This window comes from Bengtsoniella intestinalis (assembly GCF_039719005.1).
Classification (GTDB): Bacteria; Bacillota; Clostridia; order Oscillospirales; family Oscillospiraceae; genus Oscillibacter; species Oscillibacter intestinalis.
The window spans coordinates 554,900-576,648 of record NZ_CP133584.1 but is presented as its reverse complement, the minus strand read 5'-3'; the positions used below and the strand labels follow the sequence as shown (position 1 = coordinate 576,648).

General features: G+C 48.4%; 18 protein-coding genes. 5 read left to right on the top strand and 13 right to left on the bottom strand.

What is annotated here, in order from left to right; all coding sequences use genetic code 11:
* Positions 1-34 precede the first annotated feature (34 nt).
* From RFF05_RS02915 to RFF05_RS02900, 4 genes are all read right to left on the bottom strand, one after another.
* Positions 35-448, bottom strand: a complete 414-nt coding sequence (locus RFF05_RS02915) for a hypothetical protein (protein WP_409968935.1) — start codon at positions 446-448, stop codon at positions 35-37.
* Complete coding sequence (locus RFF05_RS02910; RefSeq protein WP_409968934.1) at positions 445-825, bottom strand: GntR family transcriptional regulator; 381 nt, start codon at positions 823-825, stop codon at positions 445-447. The genes RFF05_RS02915 and RFF05_RS02910 overlap by 4 nt, the downstream gene beginning before the upstream one ends.
* Positions 826-1,023: 198 nt before the next feature.
* Positions 1,024-1,554 carry a hypothetical protein gene (locus RFF05_RS02905; protein ID WP_409968933.1) on the bottom strand — a complete coding sequence of 177 codons (531 nt, stop codon included), beginning with the start codon at positions 1,552-1,554 and terminating at the stop codon, positions 1,024-1,026.
* On the bottom strand, positions 1,551-2,096 hold the full coding sequence (locus RFF05_RS02900; RefSeq protein ID WP_409968932.1) for an RNA polymerase sigma factor: 546 nt from the start codon (positions 2,094-2,096) through the stop codon (positions 1,551-1,553). The genes RFF05_RS02905 and RFF05_RS02900 overlap by 4 nt, the downstream gene beginning before the upstream one ends.
* A 177-nt stretch (positions 2,097-2,273) precedes the next feature.
* Between RFF05_RS02900 and RFF05_RS02895 the strand changes: the two genes are divergently transcribed.
* Together RFF05_RS02895 and RFF05_RS02890 are read left to right on the top strand one after the other, a co-directional pair.
* The gene (locus RFF05_RS02895; RefSeq protein WP_409970065.1) at positions 2,274-2,525 is read left to right on the top strand and encodes an MBL fold metallo-hydrolase; all 252 of its coding nucleotides are present in this window, start codon (positions 2,274-2,276) and stop codon (positions 2,523-2,525) included.
* The gene (locus tag RFF05_RS02890; protein ID WP_409968931.1) at positions 2,480-3,100 is read left to right on the top strand and encodes a hypothetical protein; all 621 of its coding nucleotides are present in this window, start codon (positions 2,480-2,482) and stop codon (positions 3,098-3,100) included. The genes RFF05_RS02895 and RFF05_RS02890 overlap by 46 nt, the downstream gene beginning before the upstream one ends.
* Positions 3,101-3,184: 84 nt before the next feature.
* Here RFF05_RS02890 and RFF05_RS02885 read toward each other — a convergent pair.
* The 6 genes from RFF05_RS02885 to RFF05_RS02860 all read right to left on the bottom strand — a co-directional run bounded on the left by RFF05_RS02885 (position 3,185) and on the right by RFF05_RS02860 (position 9,645).
* Positions 3,185-4,497 (bottom strand): IS3 family transposase gene (locus tag RFF05_RS02885; protein WP_409968930.1). Its coding sequence is split into 2 segments (ribosomal slippage): positions 3,185-3,957 and positions 3,957-4,497, totalling 1,314 coding nucleotides; the frame shifts between segments, so codons are not numbered across the junction.
* Positions 4,498-4,576: 79 nt separating this feature from the next.
* Positions 4,577-5,872: an acetyl-CoA hydrolase/transferase family protein gene (locus tag RFF05_RS02880; RefSeq protein WP_409968929.1), complete on the bottom strand. Its 1,296-nt coding sequence runs from the start codon at positions 5,870-5,872 to the stop codon at positions 4,577-4,579.
* Between the two features lie 3 nt (positions 5,873-5,875).
* Positions 5,876-6,136 carry a hypothetical protein gene (locus tag RFF05_RS02875; RefSeq protein WP_409968928.1) on the bottom strand — a complete coding sequence of 87 codons (261 nt, stop codon included), beginning with the start codon at positions 6,134-6,136 and terminating at the stop codon, positions 5,876-5,878.
* Positions 6,133-6,417 (bottom strand): NifU family protein, encoded by a 285-nt coding sequence (locus RFF05_RS02870; RefSeq protein WP_409968927.1) that lies wholly within the window; start codon positions 6,415-6,417, stop codon positions 6,133-6,135. Before RFF05_RS02870 ends, RFF05_RS02875 begins: the two co-directional genes overlap by 4 nt.
* Positions 6,418-6,438: 21 nt before the next feature.
* Complete coding sequence (locus RFF05_RS02865; RefSeq protein ID WP_409968926.1) at positions 6,439-7,890, bottom strand: 4-hydroxyphenylacetate 3-hydroxylase family protein; 1,452 nt, start codon at positions 7,888-7,890, stop codon at positions 6,439-6,441.
* Positions 7,891-8,226: 336 nt separating this feature from the next.
* Positions 8,227-9,645, bottom strand: coding sequence for a sigma-54 interaction domain-containing protein (locus RFF05_RS02860; RefSeq protein WP_409968925.1), 1,419 nt, complete (start codon positions 9,643-9,645; stop codon positions 8,227-8,229).
* 279 nt (positions 9,646-9,924) lie between these two features.
* On the opposite strand from RFF05_RS02860, the gene RFF05_RS02855 reads away from it, so the two are divergent.
* Together RFF05_RS02855 and RFF05_RS02850 are read left to right on the top strand one after the other, a co-directional pair.
* Positions 9,925-10,104: a hypothetical protein gene (locus tag RFF05_RS02855; RefSeq protein WP_409968924.1), complete on the top strand. Its 180-nt coding sequence runs from the start codon at positions 9,925-9,927 to the stop codon at positions 10,102-10,104.
* Between the two features lie 161 nt (positions 10,105-10,265).
* The gene (locus tag RFF05_RS02850; RefSeq protein ID WP_409968923.1) at positions 10,266-10,499 is read left to right on the top strand and encodes a hypothetical protein; all 234 of its coding nucleotides are present in this window, start codon (positions 10,266-10,268) and stop codon (positions 10,497-10,499) included.
* 98 nt (positions 10,500-10,597) lie between these two features.
* Here the strand turns inward: RFF05_RS02850 and RFF05_RS02845 are convergent, their stop codons facing one another.
* From RFF05_RS02845 to tnpA, 3 genes are all read right to left on the bottom strand, one after another.
* Positions 10,598-12,409, bottom strand: coding sequence for a GHKL domain-containing protein (locus RFF05_RS02845; RefSeq protein WP_409968922.1), 1,812 nt, complete (start codon positions 12,407-12,409; stop codon positions 10,598-10,600).
* Complete coding sequence (locus RFF05_RS02840; protein WP_409968921.1) at positions 12,402-13,130, bottom strand: LytR/AlgR family response regulator transcription factor; 729 nt, start codon at positions 13,128-13,130, stop codon at positions 12,402-12,404. Before RFF05_RS02840 ends, RFF05_RS02845 begins: the two co-directional genes overlap by 8 nt.
* Before the next feature lie 4,718 nt (positions 13,131-17,848).
* Entirely contained in the window at positions 17,849-18,319 is a 471-nt protein-coding gene (gene tnpA, locus RFF05_RS02835; RefSeq protein ID WP_409967221.1) for an IS200/IS605 family transposase, read from the bottom strand.
* Positions 18,320-18,440: 121 nt separating this feature from the next.
* On the opposite strand from tnpA, the gene RFF05_RS02830 reads away from it, so the two are divergent.
* Entirely contained in the window at positions 18,441-21,743 is a 3,303-nt protein-coding gene (locus RFF05_RS02830) for a hypothetical protein (protein WP_409968920.1), read from the top strand.
* Positions 21,744-21,749: the final 6 nt, after the last annotated feature.

The following is a 21,749-nucleotide window of genomic DNA, read 5'->3' as shown; positions in this document are numbered from 1 at the left end:
ACAGCGTGGAGAAAATTACTGCGATAACAGTCCATTAAAAAGGTTTGGTGGCTCCAAGTCTCTGGGGGAGCATAGATTGGGTCAGGGCGCTACAGCCCCAGAGCACAAGAATTTGACTGCCCCAAAATAGCACCAAACAGCACAGGGCATTGGTTGCCCAGAGAAAACCTAAGTGAGAAGAGGGCAGGCGCAGTCGACGGAGGAAATAGCCAAAGCTGGATTTCCCACGCACAGGGGTCAAAGTAATCGCACCCACCAATAATAAGCCAGTGCGGAAGATGCTATCCATCCAGTTGCCAGTCATAGCATAAAAGGAGCTTGCTCCGTTTTGCAATTGAAAATAGGTATACCCCACTTGCAGTACCGCCACGGCAAGGCAGATGGCCAAGGTGGCGGGTAAGGTATGGAGTGATGCCAGCTGAAAGCCAGCGAAATAGCGTCGGTTCATAGGGTTTCCTCCCATAGGTTGGATAGTAAGGTGAGGGCTTCTTCTTTGGTGGTGCCCATGGCTTTCACAGCGGATACCATGGCAGATAATTCTGCCTCCAACAGCTCTTGGCGGAGGGTGGCGATGGTTTGAGGCGTGGTTTGGATGTAGCTTTTCGACCCAGCGTGAGAGGTGAGGAGGCCGTTCTCTTCCAGTAAGCGGTACGCCTTTTGGATGGTGTTGGGGTTCACGCCCAATTGGACGGATAGCACCCGTCGTGAGGGGAGTTCATCCCCATGACAGATGGTGCCGCCCACCATGCCACGCTTGACATAGGTGGTGATTTGCAAGTATATAGGTGGGCCTTCCGTTAAGGTGAGCCCAGAAAAGTTGACCATGGATGCCTCCTAACTGTACTATGGGTGTAGTACGGTTGATGACTGTATTATAAGGATGATACGGTTGCTTGTCAATAGAAAAATCAAATTTTCATCACAAATTATTGTCTAAAACCGTAGGGCGGGGGCTTGCCCCCGCCGTCTCCCCTGATTGTTGTGGGAAAACGGCGGGGGCAAGCCCCCGCCCTACGCTATATTTTAATTAACCTCCACATTGTCAGCATAAACACGGTTGTCAAAGTCGTTGTCTGCTTGGTATTCTTCGTAGGAATAGAAGGAAACGGTGACGGTGGTGCCGTCTGGATAGGGTTCTTCTCCTTCAACGATGATGGTCAATTCTGCCCCTTCTGGGAATAGACCGCTTTCGTCTCCAGTGACCACGGTGCCACAGAAGCCGTCGTCTTGCCAAGAAACCACTGTCATGGTCAAGGTTTCCTGTTGGGCAGAGGTGTAGACAATACTGGTGGCGGTGTCTTCCACAATAGATTCTGATTCTAGTGTAGGCGCAGATTCAGTGGTGGTGGTTGTGGTTGTGGTGCTACTAGAACTACTGCTGTCCATACCCGTATTTAAGGGGAGTTTACTGCCCACAGAGATAACCAACGCCAAGCAGGCCGCAAGGGCAGTGTATTGATACCAGCGCATCTTGCGGCGCAAAGTGGTGGCGATGGCTTCGTCCACCAAGTCGTCGCTGAGGTTGGTGATGGCATCGTAAATTTGATAGCTCATAGCACATATCCCTCCTGTTCTAGCTGTTGTTTTAGCTTTTGTCGCAGGCGATAGAGTCTTGAGGAGATTTGATTTACACTGCTCTCACTCTCTTGGGCTAAATCGGAAAGAGAATGGTCAAAAAAGTACCGTTTCATAAACAGTACACGGTCATCTTTTGACTGCTTTCGCAAGAATTTCTCAATAGAAGCTGTCAAGTCTTTTAGGTTTACAGCATCTTCTGTGGTGGTGAAATCGCTTTCAAACTCTGACAATTCCACCAAAATGCCCTCTCGTTTTTGGGCATGGCTTTTTCTGTAACGGTCAATGGATAAATTCCGTGTGATGCGGCTCAAAAAGGCTCGCAGTGAGGTGGGGCGTTGGGGTGGCATGGCGTCCCAAGCGTGACAATAGGTGTCGTTCACCGTTTCTTCGCTGTCCTCATGGCTGTGGAGCACCCCGTGGGCAATGGCGTAGAGCAGGGTGCCATATTTGCTGGCCGTTTGGGAAATGGCGATGGAATCACGGCTGTGATAGCGGTTGATAATTTCAAAATCTTCCAAGGGGAATCGCCTCCTTTCACTGTATAAGACGGAAAAAGCAAGGGAATATTCGTGGGTTTTTGTGTTTATATTGTGTCACAAAGCAATCACAATAAAAAGGAAATTTTTACTTGGCAACAGCTCTGTAAAGGCGTATACTAAAGGAGAAAGAAAGGGGAGGTGTTGCAGTTGAACTTGGTGACACTGTTTGAAAACACAGCGTGTGAAGAAGGGCTGGGTTTTGGGCATGGACTGTCCCTCTATTTAGAGGTGGCAGGGAAAAAGATTTTGTTTGACATGGGTGCCAACGAAGATTTTTTAACCAATGCAAAGATGTTGGGTATCGACTTGTCAGCGGTGGATATGGCCATTGTATCCCACGGACATTATGACCACACAGGGGGTTGGGTGGGTTTTTATCCTGCAATGACCATGCTAAGGTATACCTGAGAGACAATGCGTTTGCCCCACGGTTTCATGGGGAACCAGACCAAGGGGGCAGATATATCGGCATTGACCCAGCAGTTCAAAACCATCACCAGCGGTTTGTCATGGTAGATGGCACCCTGTCTATGGGGGATGGGTTGACCTTGTTTGGTGATGTGGAGGATTTGACTGGGGCAACCGTGGCCAGTGCATCGCTGAAAGAACAGTTGCCAGATGGCAGCACTTGTGCCGACCGCTTCACCCATGAGCATAATTTGCTGATTCAAGAAGGGGAGAAAACCATCCTCATTGCTGGGTGCGCCCATTGCGGCATTGTCAACATTTTAAACAAGGCTGAAGCCATGGTGGGCAGGCCCGTTGATGTGATGGTGGGTGGGTTCCATCTGTTTCAATTGACCGACAGCAGTGCTGATGCCATCATCGATGATTTGGGTAAAGATTTAAAAGCTAGACCCACCCAATATTACACGGGACACTGCACTGGAGATTACGCCTATGAGCGGTTGGCAGAGCAATTGGGAAGCCAGCTCCACCGCATCCGTGGGGGTTTCAGGCAACACTGTAAAACGCCGCAATAATAAAAAGCAGTCAGAACTTAAGTTCTGTAGTGACCCCAATAAGTTAGACTTGATAACGTAGCAGCTGCGGCTGCTACGTTATTTTTATGCAGCAAGATACTTCAGTCTGTATTCTACAGGACTGAAGTAGCCTAGTTTTTGCTTTGTACGCTTGTTATTGTAATAATCAAAGAAATTTTCCATCACAGAGTTGTCCAGACAGTTGCTTTTCCGAGACATGCTTTGGAAGATGCGGTTCTCTTTCAGCGTCCTAGAATAGCGTTTCATTTGGTATGCCCAGCCTCTGTCCGAGTGAAAAGTTCTTCTGAATTTGCAGTCGCTGGTGACCTCGATGGCCTCATTTAACGCAGCCATAATGCCTTCTGCCGATGGTGTTTTGGTAATGCTATAGCTTAAAATTTCGCCGTTGAACATATCCAAGAATGGATCTAAATATAACTTTTTCGTTATCAATTTACCGTTGCCGTCAAATGTGTAATACTTAAACTCAGTGGTATCTGTTGTGATTTTTTGATGCACAATGTTGGTGTTGAATCGTCTTTTGACCCAGTTTTTGCAAATTCTGCCCACAATCCCTTTGTAAGACGAGTATTTTCGGCTCTTGCGTGTATAGGATTTCACTTGCAAACCAAGCTTTTGCACCAGCCGTTGGACTTTCTTTTTGTTGACATGCCAGCCTGCTTTTCTGAGCTCACCCAAAATTCTACGATAGCCAAAATCCTTGTGTTCATCGCGAATTTCAAGGATTTTTTCTTCAATTTCTTTGTCTGGATTTTCCTTGTCAAATCGCTTCTGCCAATACATATAGGTTGCTTTTGGGAACTTTAAAACAGCAAGAATATCTTTTAATTGGAACAATCGCCGGAGGTCGCAGATAATTCTTGCTCTTTGTTCTGTGCTTCTTCTTCCAAGCGCAACCTCCTCAATTCTTTTAAATAGGCATTCTCAATTCTTGCGTGCAACAATTCTTCTTCAAGCTGCTTGATGTATTTAGCTGTTTCATCGCCATTATCTATTTTCTCAGGTTTAGCCATCTTTGGTCGCCGTCCTTTGCTCTTTTCTCGAAGCGCATCAGGACCCACTATGCGGAAGTCATTCACCCAACGGGTAATTAGAGATGGATTATTGATGCCCATCTTCAAAGCCAGTTCCTGATACGATATTTCTGTTGTTAGATATAATTCTACCACAGAAAGCTTAAAATCGAAAGGATAGCTTTTGTTTTCTCTGGAGCGAACCAGTCCATCATCACCAAACTCTTTGTATGACTTGTGCCAGGTTTTTACTGTGGTTAGTGATGGTATACCATATTTCTTCGCTAAAGATTCATATCCGCCTTCCTGGTTTTCGTATGCCATGATTACTTGCTTCTTAAATTCAAAACTGTATTTTGCCATGAAAATACCGACCCCCAATCGTTAGATTTTTAGGTCTAACTTTTGGGGGTCGGTACATGACTGTTTTTTTTAGTGCAAATTAATAAGCTGTGTGGAAGCGTTCTTCAAAGACCGCTTTCAATTCGTCGCGGAAGTCGGGGTGTGCAATTTCAATCAAAGCACGGGCACGGTCGCGGAGGGTGCGACCACGCAGAGCGGCAACACCGTATTCGGTGACCACATAGTCTACGTCGCAACGACCAGTGGTGACAGCGGCACCTTCAGCCAGCAAAGGCACAATCTTGGAAGATTTGCCCTTAACGGTGGAAGGCATGGCCACGATGGCGCGACCACCCTTACTGCGGCTGGCGCCACGGATGAAGTCCACTTGACCGCCAGTACCAGAAATTTGGGTGTAACCAATGGTTTCAGAGGCCACTTGACCCATCAAATCCACTTCTACGCAGGAATTGATGGCCACCAGATTGTCATTTTGTGCAATAACAAAGGGATCGTTGACATAGTCGACAGGTGCCATGTACACATCGGGGTTGTTGTCCACGAAATCGTACAAATTGCGAGTGCCCATCAAGAAGGTCACCACGAATTTACCGGGGTGGATGTTCTTTTTGGCATTGGTCACAACGCCTGCTTTTACCAGCTCCAGCACGCCGTCAGAGAACATTTCAGAGTGGATGCCCAAATCTTTTTTGTCCTTTAAGAACAGCAACACAGCGTCAGGAATGGCGCCGATACCCAGTTGCAGGGTGTCCTCATCGTTGACCAAGGAAGCCACGTGCTTGCCGATGGCTTCTTCCACGGGGCCGATTTTGGGAGGTGCCAATTCTTTGATTTCTTCGGTGTGAGGGACAAAGACGTCGATATCGGTGACCTTGACCAACACATCGCCTTGGGTGAAGGGCAGGCGTTCGTTGACTTGTGCGATGACGGTTTTGGCCGTTTCGATGGCGGCCATGGTATAGTCAGAGGATAGACCCAAAGAACACATACCGTTTTCATCGGGAGGGGTCACTTGCACCAGTGCCACGTCAACAGGCATGGTGGTTCTAAAGAAAGAAGGCACTTGTGAGAAGAAGCAAGGAGTAAAGTCGCCACGGCCTTCTTTCACAGCTGCACGGGTGGGGCCACCCACAAACAAAGCGTTGTGGCGGAAGTGGGGTGCCATTTCAGGTAGGCAATAGGATGCCTTGCCCATGGCCACCATGTGGACGATTTCCACATCGGTGTAATTTTCTGCGTTGGCAACCATAGCGTCCAGCAAGAAGCCGGGTTCGCCCACACAGTGACCCACCACCACACGGTCACCAGATTTGATGTTTTTCACAGCACTCTCAGCGTCGGTGGTATGGGCGGCATAATAGTCTTTCCATTCCATGGTTTATGTCTCCTTTTTTAATTGTTGGATGCAAGCATCGACATCGGCTTGCGTTGCCAGTATGAAGGTTTGGGTGGCCTGTAAGTCGGAAATCGTGGCACAAGTGGCACTACATCCACACACCACCACCAACACGTCGTAGCATACGTTGGGATAAGCGGTGGAGACTGTCCAGTGGGGGAATGCCTCCACCAAAGTCTCCACCGCTTGTTTGCGGTTATAGCGTGGGTTACACCCACCGCAATATTTAATCCCTATTGTCATGCGTCACGGTTACGGGAGAGCATGGCTTTGGCTTGCGCCAATAAATCATCGCTGACGGCGTCTACCAACACCACATCTTTCAACGTGGGGATGGCAGCCATCAAGCTTTCTTTCACCAAGCTCTCGGTGGTCAAGTTGGCAGAAGGGCACCCAGAACACGCACCCATCAGTTCAAAGCGGTAAACCCCGTCTTGGATATCTATGGTGCGGATGCCGCCACCATGCAACAATAGCTGGGGGCGAACAACTTCGTTTAAAACGGTTTCAATTTCGTTGTACATAGGGTTCCTCTTGATTGTAAATTATTCGGTGATGTGGGCAATGGTCTTGGCCAATTCTTTCTTGTGAGCCAGATTGCCTTGGCGAGCGATCATGATGCGTTGGGCTTGGGGAGAACCAGCGCCGTGCATAGATTCGGTACGATAGCCAACAGCAGCGGTACCCAGAGCCAAGTTTTCGATCAGGCGCAGGATGCGCAGACGGTTTTCGGTGGACACAGCGTTGACACCACGCAGATACTTGTCGATGACAGGACCCAGAGTGGGATCACGGAAGTCAGCTTCAGAAGGAGCGGTTACCATCAGGCCACCAGCAATGTCTTCTGCCAGACGGACGATTTCATAGGGGAAACGGGTGATGTTTTGCTTACAAACGTTGGCCAGCAGCAGGTCGATGAGATAGTTGCCGCTTTCGGTTTGGTGGCCTTCTGCAGAGCAGGCGATACCACAGCAATACAGGGTTTCGTTCAAGTGGGTCATTTCGATCAGCTTGTCTTTGACATGGCTTGCCTTGGCAGCGCCGTTGAAGTCAGCGGCAACAGCAGCAGCACCGATGAGCACGTCGCCCACGCCGACTTTACAGCCGCCGTAGCTTTGACGGTGATAACCAGCGAAGCGTTCGACCATCATGCCAGCGAATTCAGTTTCGCCGTTCAAGAAGATACGGTCGTTGGGAACAAACACGTCGTCAAAAATGGTCAGAGCTTCCACGCCACCGAATTCGGCGTTACCGACGTCCATTTCGGTGTTTTCCAGCTTACGGGTGTCGCAGGATTGACGGCCGATGATCATGTAAATGCCCTTGGTGTCCATGGGGACAGCGAAGGAAACAGCGTAATCTTTATCAGCAGGAGTCATGGAAATGGTGGGCATGATGATGATTTCGTGGGAGTTCAAGGCGCCAGTTTGGTGAGCCTTACAGCCACGCACCACGATGCCGTCTTCACGACGTTCCACAACACGCAGGAACAAATCGGGGTCTTCTTGCGCGTGAGGAGCCTTAGAACGGTCGCCCTTGGGGTCGGTCATAGCGCCGTCAACGGTCAAATCTTCTTCTTGGCAATACATCATGAACTTCTTGAAGTTGTCATGATAGTTGGTGCCGTGAGCCTTGTCGGTTTCAAAGGTGGTGGAGAACACGGAGTTGAAGGCGTCCATGCCCACGCAGCGTTGGAAGCAAGCAGCGGTCTTTTGACCCAGCAGACGTTGCATTTTCACTTTGTTACGCAGGTCAGTGGTGGATTGATGGATGTGGGTAAAGCGGTTGACACGCTTGCCAGTGTAGGGGCTGACCACGGTCATCAAATCTTCGTATTCAGCTTCTTGAGCCAGATCGTAGGTCATACGTACGCTGTTCAAAGAGGGACGCAGGATGGGGTCATCCACAGGACATTCGATTTTTTTACCGAACATATACACCTGCATATTCAGTTTGCGGATAGATTCAATGTATTGTTCGCCAGTCATTAGAGCCATAATCATAGTTCCTTTCTAAATGGGCAGGAGAAATCTCCTGCGAGTGTTGGGTCGCATTCGCTTGATATAGTAAGCAATTTTTGTGCCAACTTGTCCTGTTGTGAAGTAATGGCCTGAAAATATGGAGGATGTGCCAATGGTTGCTAGATAAATTTGTGAATATTAGAAAAACATAGGGCTCACTAAGGGAAAAGGGAAGGCAAAAAAAGACGTAAAATAAAAAGAACCCTTCCTTTTGTTGCAAAAATGAAACAAAAGGAAGGGCGAATGAAGTGGTTGTGGAGGAAAATACAGGATTGTAGGGGTTTTATGCTGTTGCAAAAATGCAACAGTGTTTCATTTTTGCAACAAATCTGCATATTTCTTCCGTTTGCGTACAAAAGTGGCGCTATCCATCTGTAAACTGGCAGCAGCGGCACGGACATTGCCGTGCTTTTCATAGGCGGCGCAGATATATTCATATTCAAACTGAGCCACAGCTTCTTTTAGGCACATTCCCTCTTGAAAGGTGGGCTTGATTTGGCGCTGATACAAGATGGGGATGTCTTGTGGGGTGATGAGGTCTCCTGTGCTTAAAATGACGGCCTGTTCCACCACGTTTTTCAATTCACGGATATTACCGGGCCAACTGTATTGATGAAGTAAGGTCAAGGCATCCTTAGAAACGGTTTTCTCCATGCGATATTTTTTATTGACATCTGCCAGAAAAAAGTCTAGAAGGGGCGCGATATCACCTGTGCGCTCCCGTAGAGGCGGGATGGAAATAGGCACCACGGTGAGCCGATAATACAAGTCCTTGCGGAAGGTTTTTTCCTGCACCATTTCCATTAAATTGCGATTGGTGGCGGCGATGATGCGCACATCCACATCCACATCTTTGTTGGTGGCAATGCGTCGCACTTTCATCTCCTGCAAAACGCGCAACAGATGTACCTGCATATTTAAGGGGAGCTCGCCGATTTCATCTAAAAAGAGGGTACCATGGTTGGCGCTTTCAAACACACCCATTTTACCCTCACGATTGGCACCGGTGAAGGCACCACGGCCATAGCCGAAGAGCTCGCTTTCAATCAGTGAAGGGGAGATGGCACCGCAGTTGATGGTGATAAAAGGTTGGTCGGCGCGAGGGGAATTTTCCACGATGTAGCGTGCAAACTGTTCTTTACCTACGCCAGTTTCCCCCACCAATAAAACAGTGGTGTCCAAGGAGGCCACCCGTTCTACACGACCCAGTGTGGCAAGGGAATTATGGTCATAGGCGATGATGCGTTGACCAGAGAAATCGTGACGGTTTCTAAATTGTATCTCTGTGCGACGGCTTTCTTGACTGTGCTGATATTTTACTTCTAAGTTGTATAAATCCGTAATATCTTGTACGACTGTGATGATCATGGAGATGACATTGTCAGATTCGCAATAGGGATAGCTGGTGATTTTAGCCCGTTTGCCTGTGCTAAAAACTTGGGTGAGGGTCACTTCTTTGCTGTGCTTGATGGCCAATAAAGACCCAGAGCGGTCAATGAGGCCACGCTCAATCATTTCCTGCATAGAAAGCCCCAATACATCAGAGCGGTTTAAACCTGAAATATCACAGTAGGTCTTGTTGGCAAACAGGGTGACGGCATTGCCGTCGGTGATATACACCCCGTCATGAATGCTATCTAAAATGGCTGCAAAGCGCTGAAAAACAAGGGCGGGATCACCTTGTAACAACGCTTGGCCATGGGTTTTCATCAGCGCTAGGGTTTCTTCCATAGATACAGCCTCCTTCGTTGGCAACGGGAAATCGTTTTTATATAGTATAAGCCATTGGAAAAACCCTTGTCAATGGAATTAACAGATTTTAAACGGGGAGGGCTGTGGCGCTTTGGAGGGCGCGTTGTTAAAATTGCACAATAAGAACAGGATAAATTAGAATATACTATACAATATGGTCACCCCCGCAACGTGGGGCTGGGCGTAGCCCAGAGGGGCGGTGACCATGCGTGACGGCTTTTTGCACGCCCGTCGGGCACCCCTGCGAATGCTGGGGGTATGGCGAAGCCATGTGCCAAACCCACCATTGCCGCCATCAACGGTTACGCCATGGACGCCGCCAACTTAGCTGTGTATATTCACGGTGGCGCTGGTGACGTGGTTGCAAACACCCAGTATACCGCCATTCCAAGCTTAACGATTGAAGCAATTCCAACCGTGATACGCCAGCTGGGATGATTGGTAACTTTGTACAAATAGACATAAATTTGACATAAATTTTGTTGTATTGCACAAAAATAATCGGAATTTATGGTGCAATCTGTTTTGTTATGGCATTGAAATCATTTTGAATTTATAGGATAATGATGGTATACTAAATTAAGAAAGAGAACTACAAAATGATTCAAACTGTAAAGCTCAACACCATCGAAGAAATTCAACGATTGAATAGAGTGGCGAGCAACGAAGACTATGATACCTTTGTCCATTGTGAAAGCATTATGATTGATGCGAAATCTTTGTTGGCATTGTTTGCGCTGTTGGGTCGCCAAGTTGCAGTAGTGGTGCCAGATGAAGTCTGTCCCAAATATTTCGCTAAAATGATGAAGCGAATGAAATTGACGGTTGTGTAATCTAAGCAGTGTGTGTTTAGGGTGAATATAGGGCGTTGCCCATGAAAAAGAGGTGGAACCGATGGTTCCACCTCTTTTTATATTGGTTTTTTAAGCTGTTAAATACACACATAGATAGCGGATTGAAACACTTGGTCTTGTGCTGTAAACGTGGCGCTACCGTTGTGTTTATGGGCAATAGACGCCACAGAGGAGAGGCCGATGCCTGCTTCGTCTCGCTTGGAAGAATAGAAAACGCCATTTTTTTGATGGATAGCCCCGTCAAAACTATTTTTTTGCAGGATAACCAGTAGGCCATTGTGAACATGGCTGGTTAAGGAGATAAATGGTGCGCCACCGTCCATGCGCGCACAGGCTTCTGTCGCATTTTCTAAAATATTGCCAAAAATAACACATAAATTGTTGGCGCTGATTCGTGGGGTGGACGCTGGCACCACCAAATCGATGGTCACATCAATGCCATTGGTTTTTGCCTGAGACGCATAGTGGGACACCATGGCATTGACGGCTATGTTGGCGCAATAAGTTTCAAATACCTCTGGTACAGCAGAGATGTTATTGTTTACATAGGCGTGGAGTTTGTCCAAATTGCCCTCTTGCACCAGTGCTTCGATGACGGTCAGTTGGTGATGGAGGTCGTGGCGCTGTTGGGTTAAGGTTTGTCGGGTTTCCATCAGTAGGTGGTGGTAGTGCTCTTGTTCTGCCACTTGTACCGCCATGATTTTGTAGTTTTGCTCCATGCGACGATTTTGCTCTCGTAAGGCAAAGGCCTTCTGGATTAAATTGGCGCCAATGAGGGTGTTGAGGAAAATGAACAGCATCAATGAAAATTGCACAAGGCGACCGTAGGTGTAAATGTCGCTACCCATCAGGCGAATGCCTTCGGCCGCGGTGGTGACGATGACGATACACCATGGAAATAAAAACCACTTTGCCAGACGGTTGCCATACACGCGCCATTCGTGAACCGTGTATACAATGCCAAAGCAAAAGCTAGCTGGTGCGAACCAACGGAAATAGGTCAGGGCGTTGTAATAGGATAACAACGATGTGGCTTGTAGCACCGTGGCCGTGGTGGCCGCCAGAAAACAGACAAAGATACACACCGTCATCGGCCGTGGGTTGTGGTATTGCACTGTGGAGCGGAAAAAACAGTGGATCAACGCAGGCAGATAATACACACTGACAAAGGTAATCAGCGATACCATGCCTGCATTGTGGATGAACAGTACTGTGGGGTCATATTCCCCTAAGCCCCACAAGCTACAGCTCAGGGTAATCAGCCCTAGCCATACAAAAAAGGTGCCTTGGCGCTCTATAATCCGAATGAGAAAGCCGATGCAAATGAAAAACAGTCCCAATACCAAGCAGATTAAATATAAAAACGGTTGGCTATCTGGTTGGCCGAATAAATAGCTAAAAATAGCAGGATAGGTGCCCACCAAAATGGAGTCTAAAATCAAATCATCTCGGGTGGTGGGATAGGTGTACTCCAGTCGCAGGTCGATGACCTCTTCGTTGGGTAACTCCACCGTAGCCGAGATGGTGGGTGGGTCATCTAAATAATCGGGGTAGGTGCCAAACTGGCCATAGGCATAAATCAAGGTGTCATTGGCGTAGACCTGCACTGGGGCAAAGACGCTTTTAAAATAAATCCGCGCAGCTCCCATGTCTGTCAGGGTGGAGGACAACACCACCGTTTGCCCCGGGGTGCCGTCTTGCAACACATAAGGCAAGGCGATATCTGTGGCAGTGCCGTCCATTTCTAGGGTGAGGCTGTTTAAAAATTGGGGCTGAATCTCACGCCAAGTGCCATAAAAACCAAATTGCGATGCCTCTATAAATAGATATAATAGGGGCAACAGTGCCACCCCAATCACCAGCGTGCGTAGTAGTTTTAATTTACGCATGGGTCACCGCTTGTCCCTTGGTGAAGAGATAGGTTTCGAAGGCCTTTTTTGCCTGCCAAAAACTTTCTCTGCGAATGTGTACTGTATCCCCTTGGGTGGTGGAGAAGGTGGAGAGGGTGCAGTCGATGCCACAGACAAAGGCCAGATTCACCAAATAGCTTTTGTGACAGCGGAGAAAGTGTTTGCCAGCGAGTTGGTCTGCAATTTCGTCTAACTTTTTGGTCACGGTGACTTGCTCCCCACTAGAGAAGTGAAGCGTTAATTTTCGACCTGTTTGCTCAAGGTAGATAATTTGCGAGGTAGGGTATGTCATTGCCCCTGTGGCGGTGCGCAACACCAACTGTTCCACCGTTTGTTGCTTTAGCTGAGTCAATTGCAACATTTCTATAATGGCTTTGGCTGAGGCAGGTTTTTCAATGTATTTCAAGGCATCTAGGCGGTAACTTTCCCGTGTGAACGCCTGACTAGAGGAGGTGAACGCCACTGGCACGTCGGGGTCGGTGGTGCGCACCTTGGTGACGACGTCAATGCCAGTGATGTCGTCGGTGAAAATGTCCATCAATAAAAGGTCGTATTGATTGGGGTGAAACTGCGCCCAAAATACCCGCCCACTGGTGAAGGTGGACACGACCATGGGGTATTGGCTCTGGTCTAAAATGTCCAGCAGATGCTGTAGGTCTTGGGGGTCATCTTCGCAGATGGCAATGCGTAATGTCTCCAAAGGTACACCTCCTAGATTGATATGCTTTCATTATATGGCATATACATAAAAATGTCAAACTGTCAAGTGCGAATTTTGACATTTTTCATGTTATTTTCCGTGGTGGAAAATTTCCTACAATGGGCGTATGATGAATGGTGAGATATTGCGTCCTGATTTTTCATGGCGCACAAACGCAAAACGTAAAAGAAATTGGAGGAAACAGAATGAAAAAGAGATTACTCAGCTTAGCCATGTCAGCGGTGATGATCCTTGGCATGATCCCTGCCTTCACCATTACGGCTGGAGCGCTCCTCACCATGCCTGAGGATTACTCCACATCTGACCTGACCAGTGAATCCCCTATGAATGGTGTTCCCGACGGCTATGGCGCTCCTGTGTATAACGCGGAGATTGCCAGTATCATGGAGAACTATGTCAGAGGCGCCAACAGTATTAGGGTACTCACTGGCGAGCAGGTGCCCGATACCCAATATTATTATTACGCAGCAGCTGAGTGGGTCAGTGGCTCTATTGGCTCCATGTTTTATTATGAAAGTGGCCAGTATAGCCGATATTACCTGCAATACGCTGGCACCAACGTGCTAGATGCCCTTAGCCCTGATTCCACCTATCGCGAATGTAGCAATGCGGTTTTCGCCTTTGACACCATCCGCTCAACGCCACAGGTGGCCTATTGGTTGGACGATTTGGATGAAAGCCAGCTCTTTGTGAATATCGGCGCCTTTTTTGAAACTTCGGACTCCTCCATCACCTACAATGGGCAAACCATTTCTGGTATTGGCGACCGTGAGATGACAGTGGCCTTTGATGCCGATGCCCGCATTGTGGTCAACGGTAGCATTGCCAATCCCTATGTGGTGCTACTTGATAATACAGCGCCTAAAATTGTCGATGCCTATATCGAGGATGTTATCACCAATATCTATGAAGAAGATTTGCGCCTCACTCTCGAAATGAATGAGGCTTTGCGTCCTGTTAACACGTATATGGACCCTGATTATGATAACTCTTATGATGTAGATAGCTATAATGATGGCAAAGGTGACAATAGTTTGCCTACACCAGAATTGACCCTCACCGTGGAATATGGGGACGTGGGCGCTGGGGTGGCCACTGGCACCTTTGACGTGACCCTAGATGAAATCGACGGCAAATATATGCGCTTTAAACTGCCTGATGACATCAACAAATTGGGTGAATTCTCCATTATGAAAATCACTGTTGCCGAATGGGAATACGATAACGGTTACGGAACAACGTATTACCCAATTGAGGCTTATGGCTTTGACCTTTGGGGCATTTTGAACAACCGTTTGGAAGGGTCTGCCCTTTATTTCACCGACACGGAAAATGCCCTATACTATATGGCATCAGCGCCCATTGCGGACTATTATTGGGGAGATGGAACCTATTTTGATATTTGGTCACCCTACACCGACTACGCTGGCAACAGTTTCGACCTGAGCGGTCAATCTTTGGTGGCCTATGAGGTCATCTACGACAGAACCCCACCATCTGTCACTGGCATTTCCATGGCTGGTAACATGATTACCGCCGACAGCACCAGCGCTGGGGACAAAACCGACTGGGATACAGACATCGACTTGAGCGCCATGTATGCAGGCTACGGCGATTATTTTGCCCTGTCTGTCCAGTTCCATGAAGATATTGAAATTGTAAGCGAAGTTAAAATATACTTTAACTTCTTTGAAAAGAACACCGAACAAATTTGGGACGGCTACAGCACTTGGTATACATTGCAAAACGCCACAGGTTATCAAAGTAGCGCCGATACCATTACCTCCACAAACAACTTGAATGAAGCGGATTCAGCGGCAAACGGCTTTATGTTCTACATACCTTATGAAACCTACTCCATAGAAGAGGGGCCCATTCGTGTGTATCAAATAACAGGCCAAGTAAAAGACAAGGCTGGTAATGTGCTGAATTTGGGCGACATCGCCACCAGTATCAGCGAAGACGATGGGGATGAGACCACCGTGTCGTGGGCAGATTTCACCCCAGCCCAACAGATTTATCTGGACGGCACAGCCCCCTCTGTGGATGTCACTGAAATAGACGGCGATGTTGACGAAGATGGCATTGTCAGCTATCAATTTGATTTTACCGATGACCAGACTTTATACAGAGGTACAATAGGCGAATATCTTTCAGATGAGCAAGGCTCCACCGCCGTTGGGAAAACTTTCACCTTAGGGTTGTATGCCCCTAGCAGTTACATCAGCCCCAGCGCTGTGCCATTTTACTACTACTGGTCAGACAGTGCAACGGCACCAGATGCCAACACCATCATGAGCGATGGCACACAAAGCACCACCTATTCTAAGAACACAGCCACCACCAAGTTCTCCTTGCCCATTACAACGGACACCATGTATCTATATGTGTATTTCCCAGAGGATACGGATGTCTATCTACCGGGGTTCTATTTCTCTGGCTACATCACAGACTGGGCTGGCAACGGCGGCTCTGTGTGGGACTCTGCGCCATACAAGACCTACATTGACACGGTAGACCCTGTGCTTAGCATCAATTCTGTGAAGCAAACCTATAATTTGAACGATGATAACAGCGTGGCAAGTGTCGACTTCACCGTCAATGCCACTGCCTATGACGAAGGCTATAGCGGCATCTCTTATCTGGATAATGTAACCGTTAGCGGCGGCGGTCAGACCACCACAACCAACTATCAATATTATTATAAGACCACCACTGAATTTGCAAACCGCAACTACACCATCACCGTGCCTGTGGGTGATATTCAAAACGATACAGTCGTTCTAACCATCACCGCCACCGATAGCAATGGCAACGAAACCACCACTACACGCACCGAAACCGTGAACACTGACAGCTTTACTGCCGACTATACTGTGGGCGGCGATTACAGCGCCCCAACACAGGCACCTAGCGTGGTTGTCAACGGCAACTCTGAGGGCGATACTCGTGTCACCGTGGAAACCGATGACGGCACTTATGTCCGTGTGATTGGGAGCAATGAGACAGGTTTAGAGCTGTTTGATTTTGATGATTCTTGGTATGAAGTCACCATCAGTGGGGGCAAATACACTTCTGTTGAACGTATGAATGATGATTATACAGGAGATAAAACCGCCCTCTCCAACTACTACGGCCCCATGACCTTCACCTTCGACACCAACGCCAGTGTGAGCTTAACACCATCGGTAGGGGAGTCCATCATTCCATCCGAAGGCGAAACCAACCATTGGACAGGGGAAAGTTTCACCATCAACTACGCGCCAATCGTGGATGACGTCCATAGTGTAGAATTCTCTAGCACCATGGAAAACGCCTCTGGCACAACCGTGTCTGCCACCGACGGCTATTATCTCTTCAACGGCACCTTGGCAGGTTCCGCTGTGGATATTACCATCACCAATGATTTGTATGCAGGCTACGGCGTGTCCAACGTGGACTTCACCCAATCTTACGCAGAGCTATTGGATGGCGATGGCGACGTGGTAGCCACCATGGCACTGGTGGAAAGCGCCAACCAAACCATCGTCCTGCCCCAATATGGGGATGACGACACCCTGCTGGACACAGGGGTCTATCAAGTGCGCGTCACCATCGTGCAAAAAGGTGTGGCAACCACTGTCACAGAAGAGAGTGGAACCGAAGGGGAAACCTATGTCACCTACGGTAAAGGCGACACCACCATTGAAACCATGACCGCCGACATCGTCTATGACAACGTCCAACCAACAGGCGGCGGCCTGTGGGGGTATAGTTTGAATATCAATGATTTTGCTTCTCTAGGCTCTGGCAATGAGATTACAAAATCCTATGACGCTACTGGCAGCGCCTATAACACCATCATGGTGAACATGAAAGATTCTATGTATAGCAACGATGGCTATGACCCATGGACAGCAGTTTCTCGTGATGGACAAACCAGTATGTACACTGGCGGTGCCTATCAAACGGAACTGAAATTGGGCATCACAGATATGACCCAAACCCTAAGCGCAGGCGATACAACCGTAACCGTGGGTGGTGTGGCCAGCGTTAAAGTCTGGAACAAACTGTCTCCTGACACTGCCATCACTGATGCAGGTATTATTGACTACAATGGTTTAAGCTATGGTTGGCTGACAGTGGGCTTTGAAAGTGCCAGTGGCGATGCCTATGTGGTGGCTTCTGAAGCTGACCTTGCCACCACCGCCAACGCTTTGCTGGTATACGGACAAACCAACACCGTGCAGATGCAGTTCACCATGGACAATGGCGCTGTGTCCCCTGTGTATGAATTCACCGTCATGTTCACAGAGACCACGCCACAACTGGCAGTAACCCTTGACAATGTAGATGATACTTCTTCTGGGATTTCAGATTACACTACAGAAATTTTCTCTGCCGATGTAACTGTGAGCGGTGGCTTCTCTGTCAGTGGCGATGCGACCCTCTATCGCATGACCCAAAGCACAGAGGAAGCAATCGAATTTGGCACCTCGGAAACTGTCACATATAATTCGCTGGGTGTCCAAAGTAGCTATACCACAGGCCTGCCCTATAATTATCGTGTCCTCAGTGACACAGATAGTCAAAACCACCAGCTGAGCTGGTGGCTTGGGATAGCCCTAGAAGGGCATGGTACTGACACACCCCTAAAGGGGTCCCGAATGGTCTGCCACGTGCATTACTGTTTCGGGCTACCCCTAAAGGGGTTTTTCTTATGCCTTGGTATTCTTGCTACCCGTGAACGGGTCTGTATACTCTTTCAGGCTCATTTGGTCTGCCATTTCATCTTCTTGCAGTTGCTTCTTTATGTACTCTTGTATTTGCTTTTTATTTCGCCCCACCGTGTCCACGTAATAGCCTCTCGCCCAAAAATGTCGGTTCCCATATTTGTACTTTAAATTTGCGTGCCTGTCAAATATCATTAAGCTACTTTTTCCCTTTAAAAAGCCCATTATTTGCGCTATACTGTATTTTGGCGGCACACTTATCAGCATGTGGATGTGGTCTGGGCAAGCTTCTGCTTCTATAATTTCTACCCCTTTTTGTTCGCATAATTTCCGCAGTATAAAACCTATGTCTTGCTTTATTTCACCGTAAATTGCTTGTCGCCGATATTTGGGCGCAAATACGATGTGGTATTGACAACGCCACTTAGTATGCGTTAGACTGTTAATGTCTTTCATGTGAAGACCTCCTCGATATTGTAAGTTAGGTTGGCAGACCTTGACTTTACTATATCGGGGAGCTTTTATTTTGTCCATAGCTATAAGCTTTTTATCCACTGGCAGAGCCAGTGGTTGTTGTATGAACACCTATACCACCACTGGCGATGGGTTTAGCGCTTGTGCCTTGGCCTACCTAGCCGTGGATGCCTACGGCGGCACCACGTTAGTAGCGCCAGAGTTTAAGATTTTTGCTTACACAGACGGCTCTTACGCTGACTACTATTTGAGCTATGACAGAGTGAATATAGACAATCTATCGTTCACCCACGCGGATGCAAATACAGCGTATTACTACGAAGTCTCTACCACGGGCATCCCCTATGACTCAATTGACTTGGATGCCAGCACCATCACCTTTGCAGGCGAAGCACTAGACAGTCCGCTTACCTTCACATTGAGTGAAACCCAAACGTCAAATCCAGTAGGGTATATCGGCGGTTATCATTATAGCTACACGGGTCAATTCGGATTTAGAATTGCCAACCCCTATGGTGACGAGATAACAGCCGACACCGCAACCTTAAATTTCGTCTTTACCAATGGGCAAGAGAGTGCCACAGCCACGGTTGACCTAAATAACTATGGCAACGCCAGCACCAAAACATTTGATGATAGCTATTATCCCTATTATATCAACGGCAATAGCACCAATCTAGTGGGTAGCCTAGATGGTAAAACCATCGAAGATTCCCTTGTTTTCCCCATTTATGAGAGTACCAGTGCAGAGTACACCTTCTATGATGCAACAGGCGCACTGCAAACGGTGATCATTGATACTACAGATAATCCAGAATATGATGCAATTCCAATTGTGGAATACTCGACCACTGCTCCAACCACTGAGGATGTCATCGTTACACTGACACTATCTAGTGACAATGCAGGATATTTCGTCTATGACGGAACAACTTATGCGGCGAATGAACCCTGTGCCATCACTATGACTGAAAACGGTGACGTCACTGTAGCCTATTGGGCGGCTACCAATACCACGAACTACGCCACCGAATACTATCTTTTCCCCGTCACCAACATTGTCGACACCAGCCCAACCGCCTATTGGAACTACGCTAAAAACTTGAATGCAGATGGTTCCATCGAGTCCATCGCCAACCAAGCCATTGTCACCGTCAGCGATGACACTTGGACGCTGGTGGATGCCGTTGGCGATAGCCTCAGCTACACCTTCCCCTTGGGTTCTGTGGCTGGCGAAGAATACACATTCTATTATCGTGTGGCAGAAATACCCGACATGGACTTGCAAACCTATACCGTCACCTTGCCATACGACGTGAAAGATACCTCTGCCACATTGGGCGATGACGAAGTACTCCTTGAAGATGACACCATCGCCGACACCCATGCACCGAGCGTTCAGCTCTTGGCTTACGGTAAAATCGGTGGCACCGCCTTTGTCAACACCCAGAAGTTGTACAAATATGAGGAAACCTCCACCATTGACATCTTAGGTGAAGCGACTACCGTTAGCATCAACCCAGCCCTCACCAATTACGGCGATGGGTACACCACCTACAGCAATTCCACCGAATTTATAAGCGCCTTGGGTTGGGGCAGTTACTACCGCTTCCAAGTGGATGCAACGGATAATTCCAGTGTGAAGCTGATTGTCAAATCCTCTGCCACCATCCCCACTTATGACATGGAAAGCGATACAATTTCTGGCGTGACCCTCACCGGTAACACCTTGGACGTGAGCGCCAACACCAGCTTCTACCTCTACGCCGTGGACAGTGAAGGAAACTATACTGCCGTGCCCCTGACCTTCACCAGCGTGGGCGAAGCCCCTGTGCCACAGATGGTGAAAGAGATTGTAGACGGCGCCGTCCGTGTGTATTTGGTGCCAGATGAAGCAGGGTATACCTTTACCAATTTGACCATCACCAACGAAAATGCCACTATTGGCACTGGTGATATTGGCGCTTACGGAGTTTGCCCCTACATCGACTTTGCCGCCAACGGCAACTATAGCCTCAGCTATACCTACGACTATATGGGCACTGCCGATGCCTCTGGCACCTTGTACGTCAACGTCAATGAGTTGGACAGCGAAGCGCCCGTGTTGGGCACCATCACTTGGTCGGTGAATCAAGGCTATACCGCCACCAATCAACAGGTCACCGCTTCCTTGCCCTTCAACGAAACCATCGCCAAGGTGGAAGCGGATACCCTTTTGACCGACTACATCGAAACCATGATTTCTGGCTCCACCGTGTCTGTCCGTTATCTGCAAAGCTACGACGCAACCTTCACCTTGCGGTTCTACGATGCCAGCGGCAACTACACCGATGTGACCATGCCTGCTGTCACCAACATCGATAGAGTGTTCAATGCACCAAGCGATGAAACTACCGTGAGCGGCACCACCGCCACCATCACCTTCACCTTTGATGAGACTGCCGTCTGTGGCAAAACAGGCACCCAAGGCGAGGAACTATCCTACAATGTCACCGCCAATGGCACCTACACTTACACCTTCTACGATTTGGCAGGCAACAGCGTCAGCGCATCTGTCACAGTGGATGAAGATAATTTGAAGCCTTTGGAATTGTCCTACAGCCTAGATAGCAATGGTGCAAATCCTGTTAGCGCAGGAGATTTGACACTAGAAGTCTCTGACACCAGCACCATCTATGTGCAGGCAAATCGTGACTGTAACGTCCGCTTCAACGGCAAAACCGCTGTGGCTTTGACTGCTAACACTTGGACGGCTTTGGAAATTGCCATCGGCGATTGTACCCCCTTTATCTACGCCAGCGATAGCCTTGGCTACACCGTTAGCGCCAGCTTGATTGGTATCACCGCCAACGATACCACCGCCCCAGTTGTGAGCGTGGTCAGCAGTGAGGTCACCGCTTCCTTGGGCGACAGCGATGCTACCATTTTGGCACTGCTGAAAGCCAACATCACCGCAACCGACAACGTCACCGCCAGTAGCTATTTGACAGGCACAGGCTTGACCATCGCCTACGACAAACCCAGCACCGCTGGCACCGTCACCGTCACTTACACCGTGAAAGACGCAGCAGGCAACGAGGCAACCACAACTTGTGACTTGACCTTCACCGCTGACCCCATCATCATCCTAGATGGTTCCGCTATCAGCCGTGAGAGCACCGTGATGGTCAGCAAAGACGATGAAAGAAAGCTGTCCATCTACTTCAATGGGGAACCTTTCTCCTTGATGTACGAAGCTGGCATAAAAACCGTTGCACAGGTGAAAATCGGCTCCACCGATGTGATTTACAACGCTTCCGATGCCCAAATTATCACCATTTTGGACGGTGCAGACACAGGGTATTACACCTTCTGTGCCGTGACCCAAAGCCATAACTACTTCCGCTTCATTGTGTATGTGCGATAAGGAGAA

Coding starts and splice junctions, on each gene's coding strand:
- RFF05_RS02915 (WP_409968935.1), bottom strand. CDS start 448: ATGAACCGACGCTATTTCGCTGGCTTTCAGCTGGCATCACTCCATACC.
- RFF05_RS02910 (WP_409968934.1), bottom strand. CDS start 825: ATGGTCAACTTTTCTGGGCTCACCTTAACGGAAGGCCCACCTATATAC.
- RFF05_RS02905 (WP_409968933.1), bottom strand. CDS start 1,554: ATGAGCTATCAAATTTACGATGCCATCACCAACCTCAGCGACGACTTG.
- RFF05_RS02880 (WP_409968929.1), bottom strand. CDS start 5,872: ATGGAATGGAAAGACTATTATGCCGCCCATACCACCGACGCTGAGAGT.
- RFF05_RS02875 (WP_409968928.1), bottom strand. CDS start 6,136: ATGACAATAGGGATTAAATATTGCGGTGGGTGTAACCCACGCTATAAC.
- RFF05_RS02870 (WP_409968927.1), bottom strand. CDS start 6,417: ATGTACAACGAAATTGAAACCGTTTTAAACGAAGTTGTTCGCCCCCAG.
- RFF05_RS02865 (WP_409968926.1), bottom strand. CDS start 7,890: ATGGCTCTAATGACTGGCGAACAATACATTGAATCTATCCGCAAACTG.
- RFF05_RS02860 (WP_409968925.1), bottom strand. CDS start 9,645: ATGGAAGAAACCCTAGCGCTGATGAAAACCCATGGCCAAGCGTTGTTA.
- RFF05_RS02855 (WP_409968924.1), top strand. CDS start 9,925: ATGGCGAAGCCATGTGCCAAACCCACCATTGCCGCCATCAACGGTTAC.
- RFF05_RS02850 (WP_409968923.1), top strand. CDS start 10,266: ATGATTCAAACTGTAAAGCTCAACACCATCGAAGAAATTCAACGATTG.
- RFF05_RS02845 (WP_409968922.1), bottom strand. CDS start 12,409: ATGCGTAAATTAAAACTACTACGCACGCTGGTGATTGGGGTGGCACTG.
- tnpA (WP_409967221.1), bottom strand. CDS start 18,319: ATGAAAGACATTAACAGTCTAACGCATACTAAGTGGCGTTGTCAATAC.
- RFF05_RS02830 (WP_409968920.1), top strand. CDS start 18,441: ATGAACACCTATACCACCACTGGCGATGGGTTTAGCGCTTGTGCCTTG.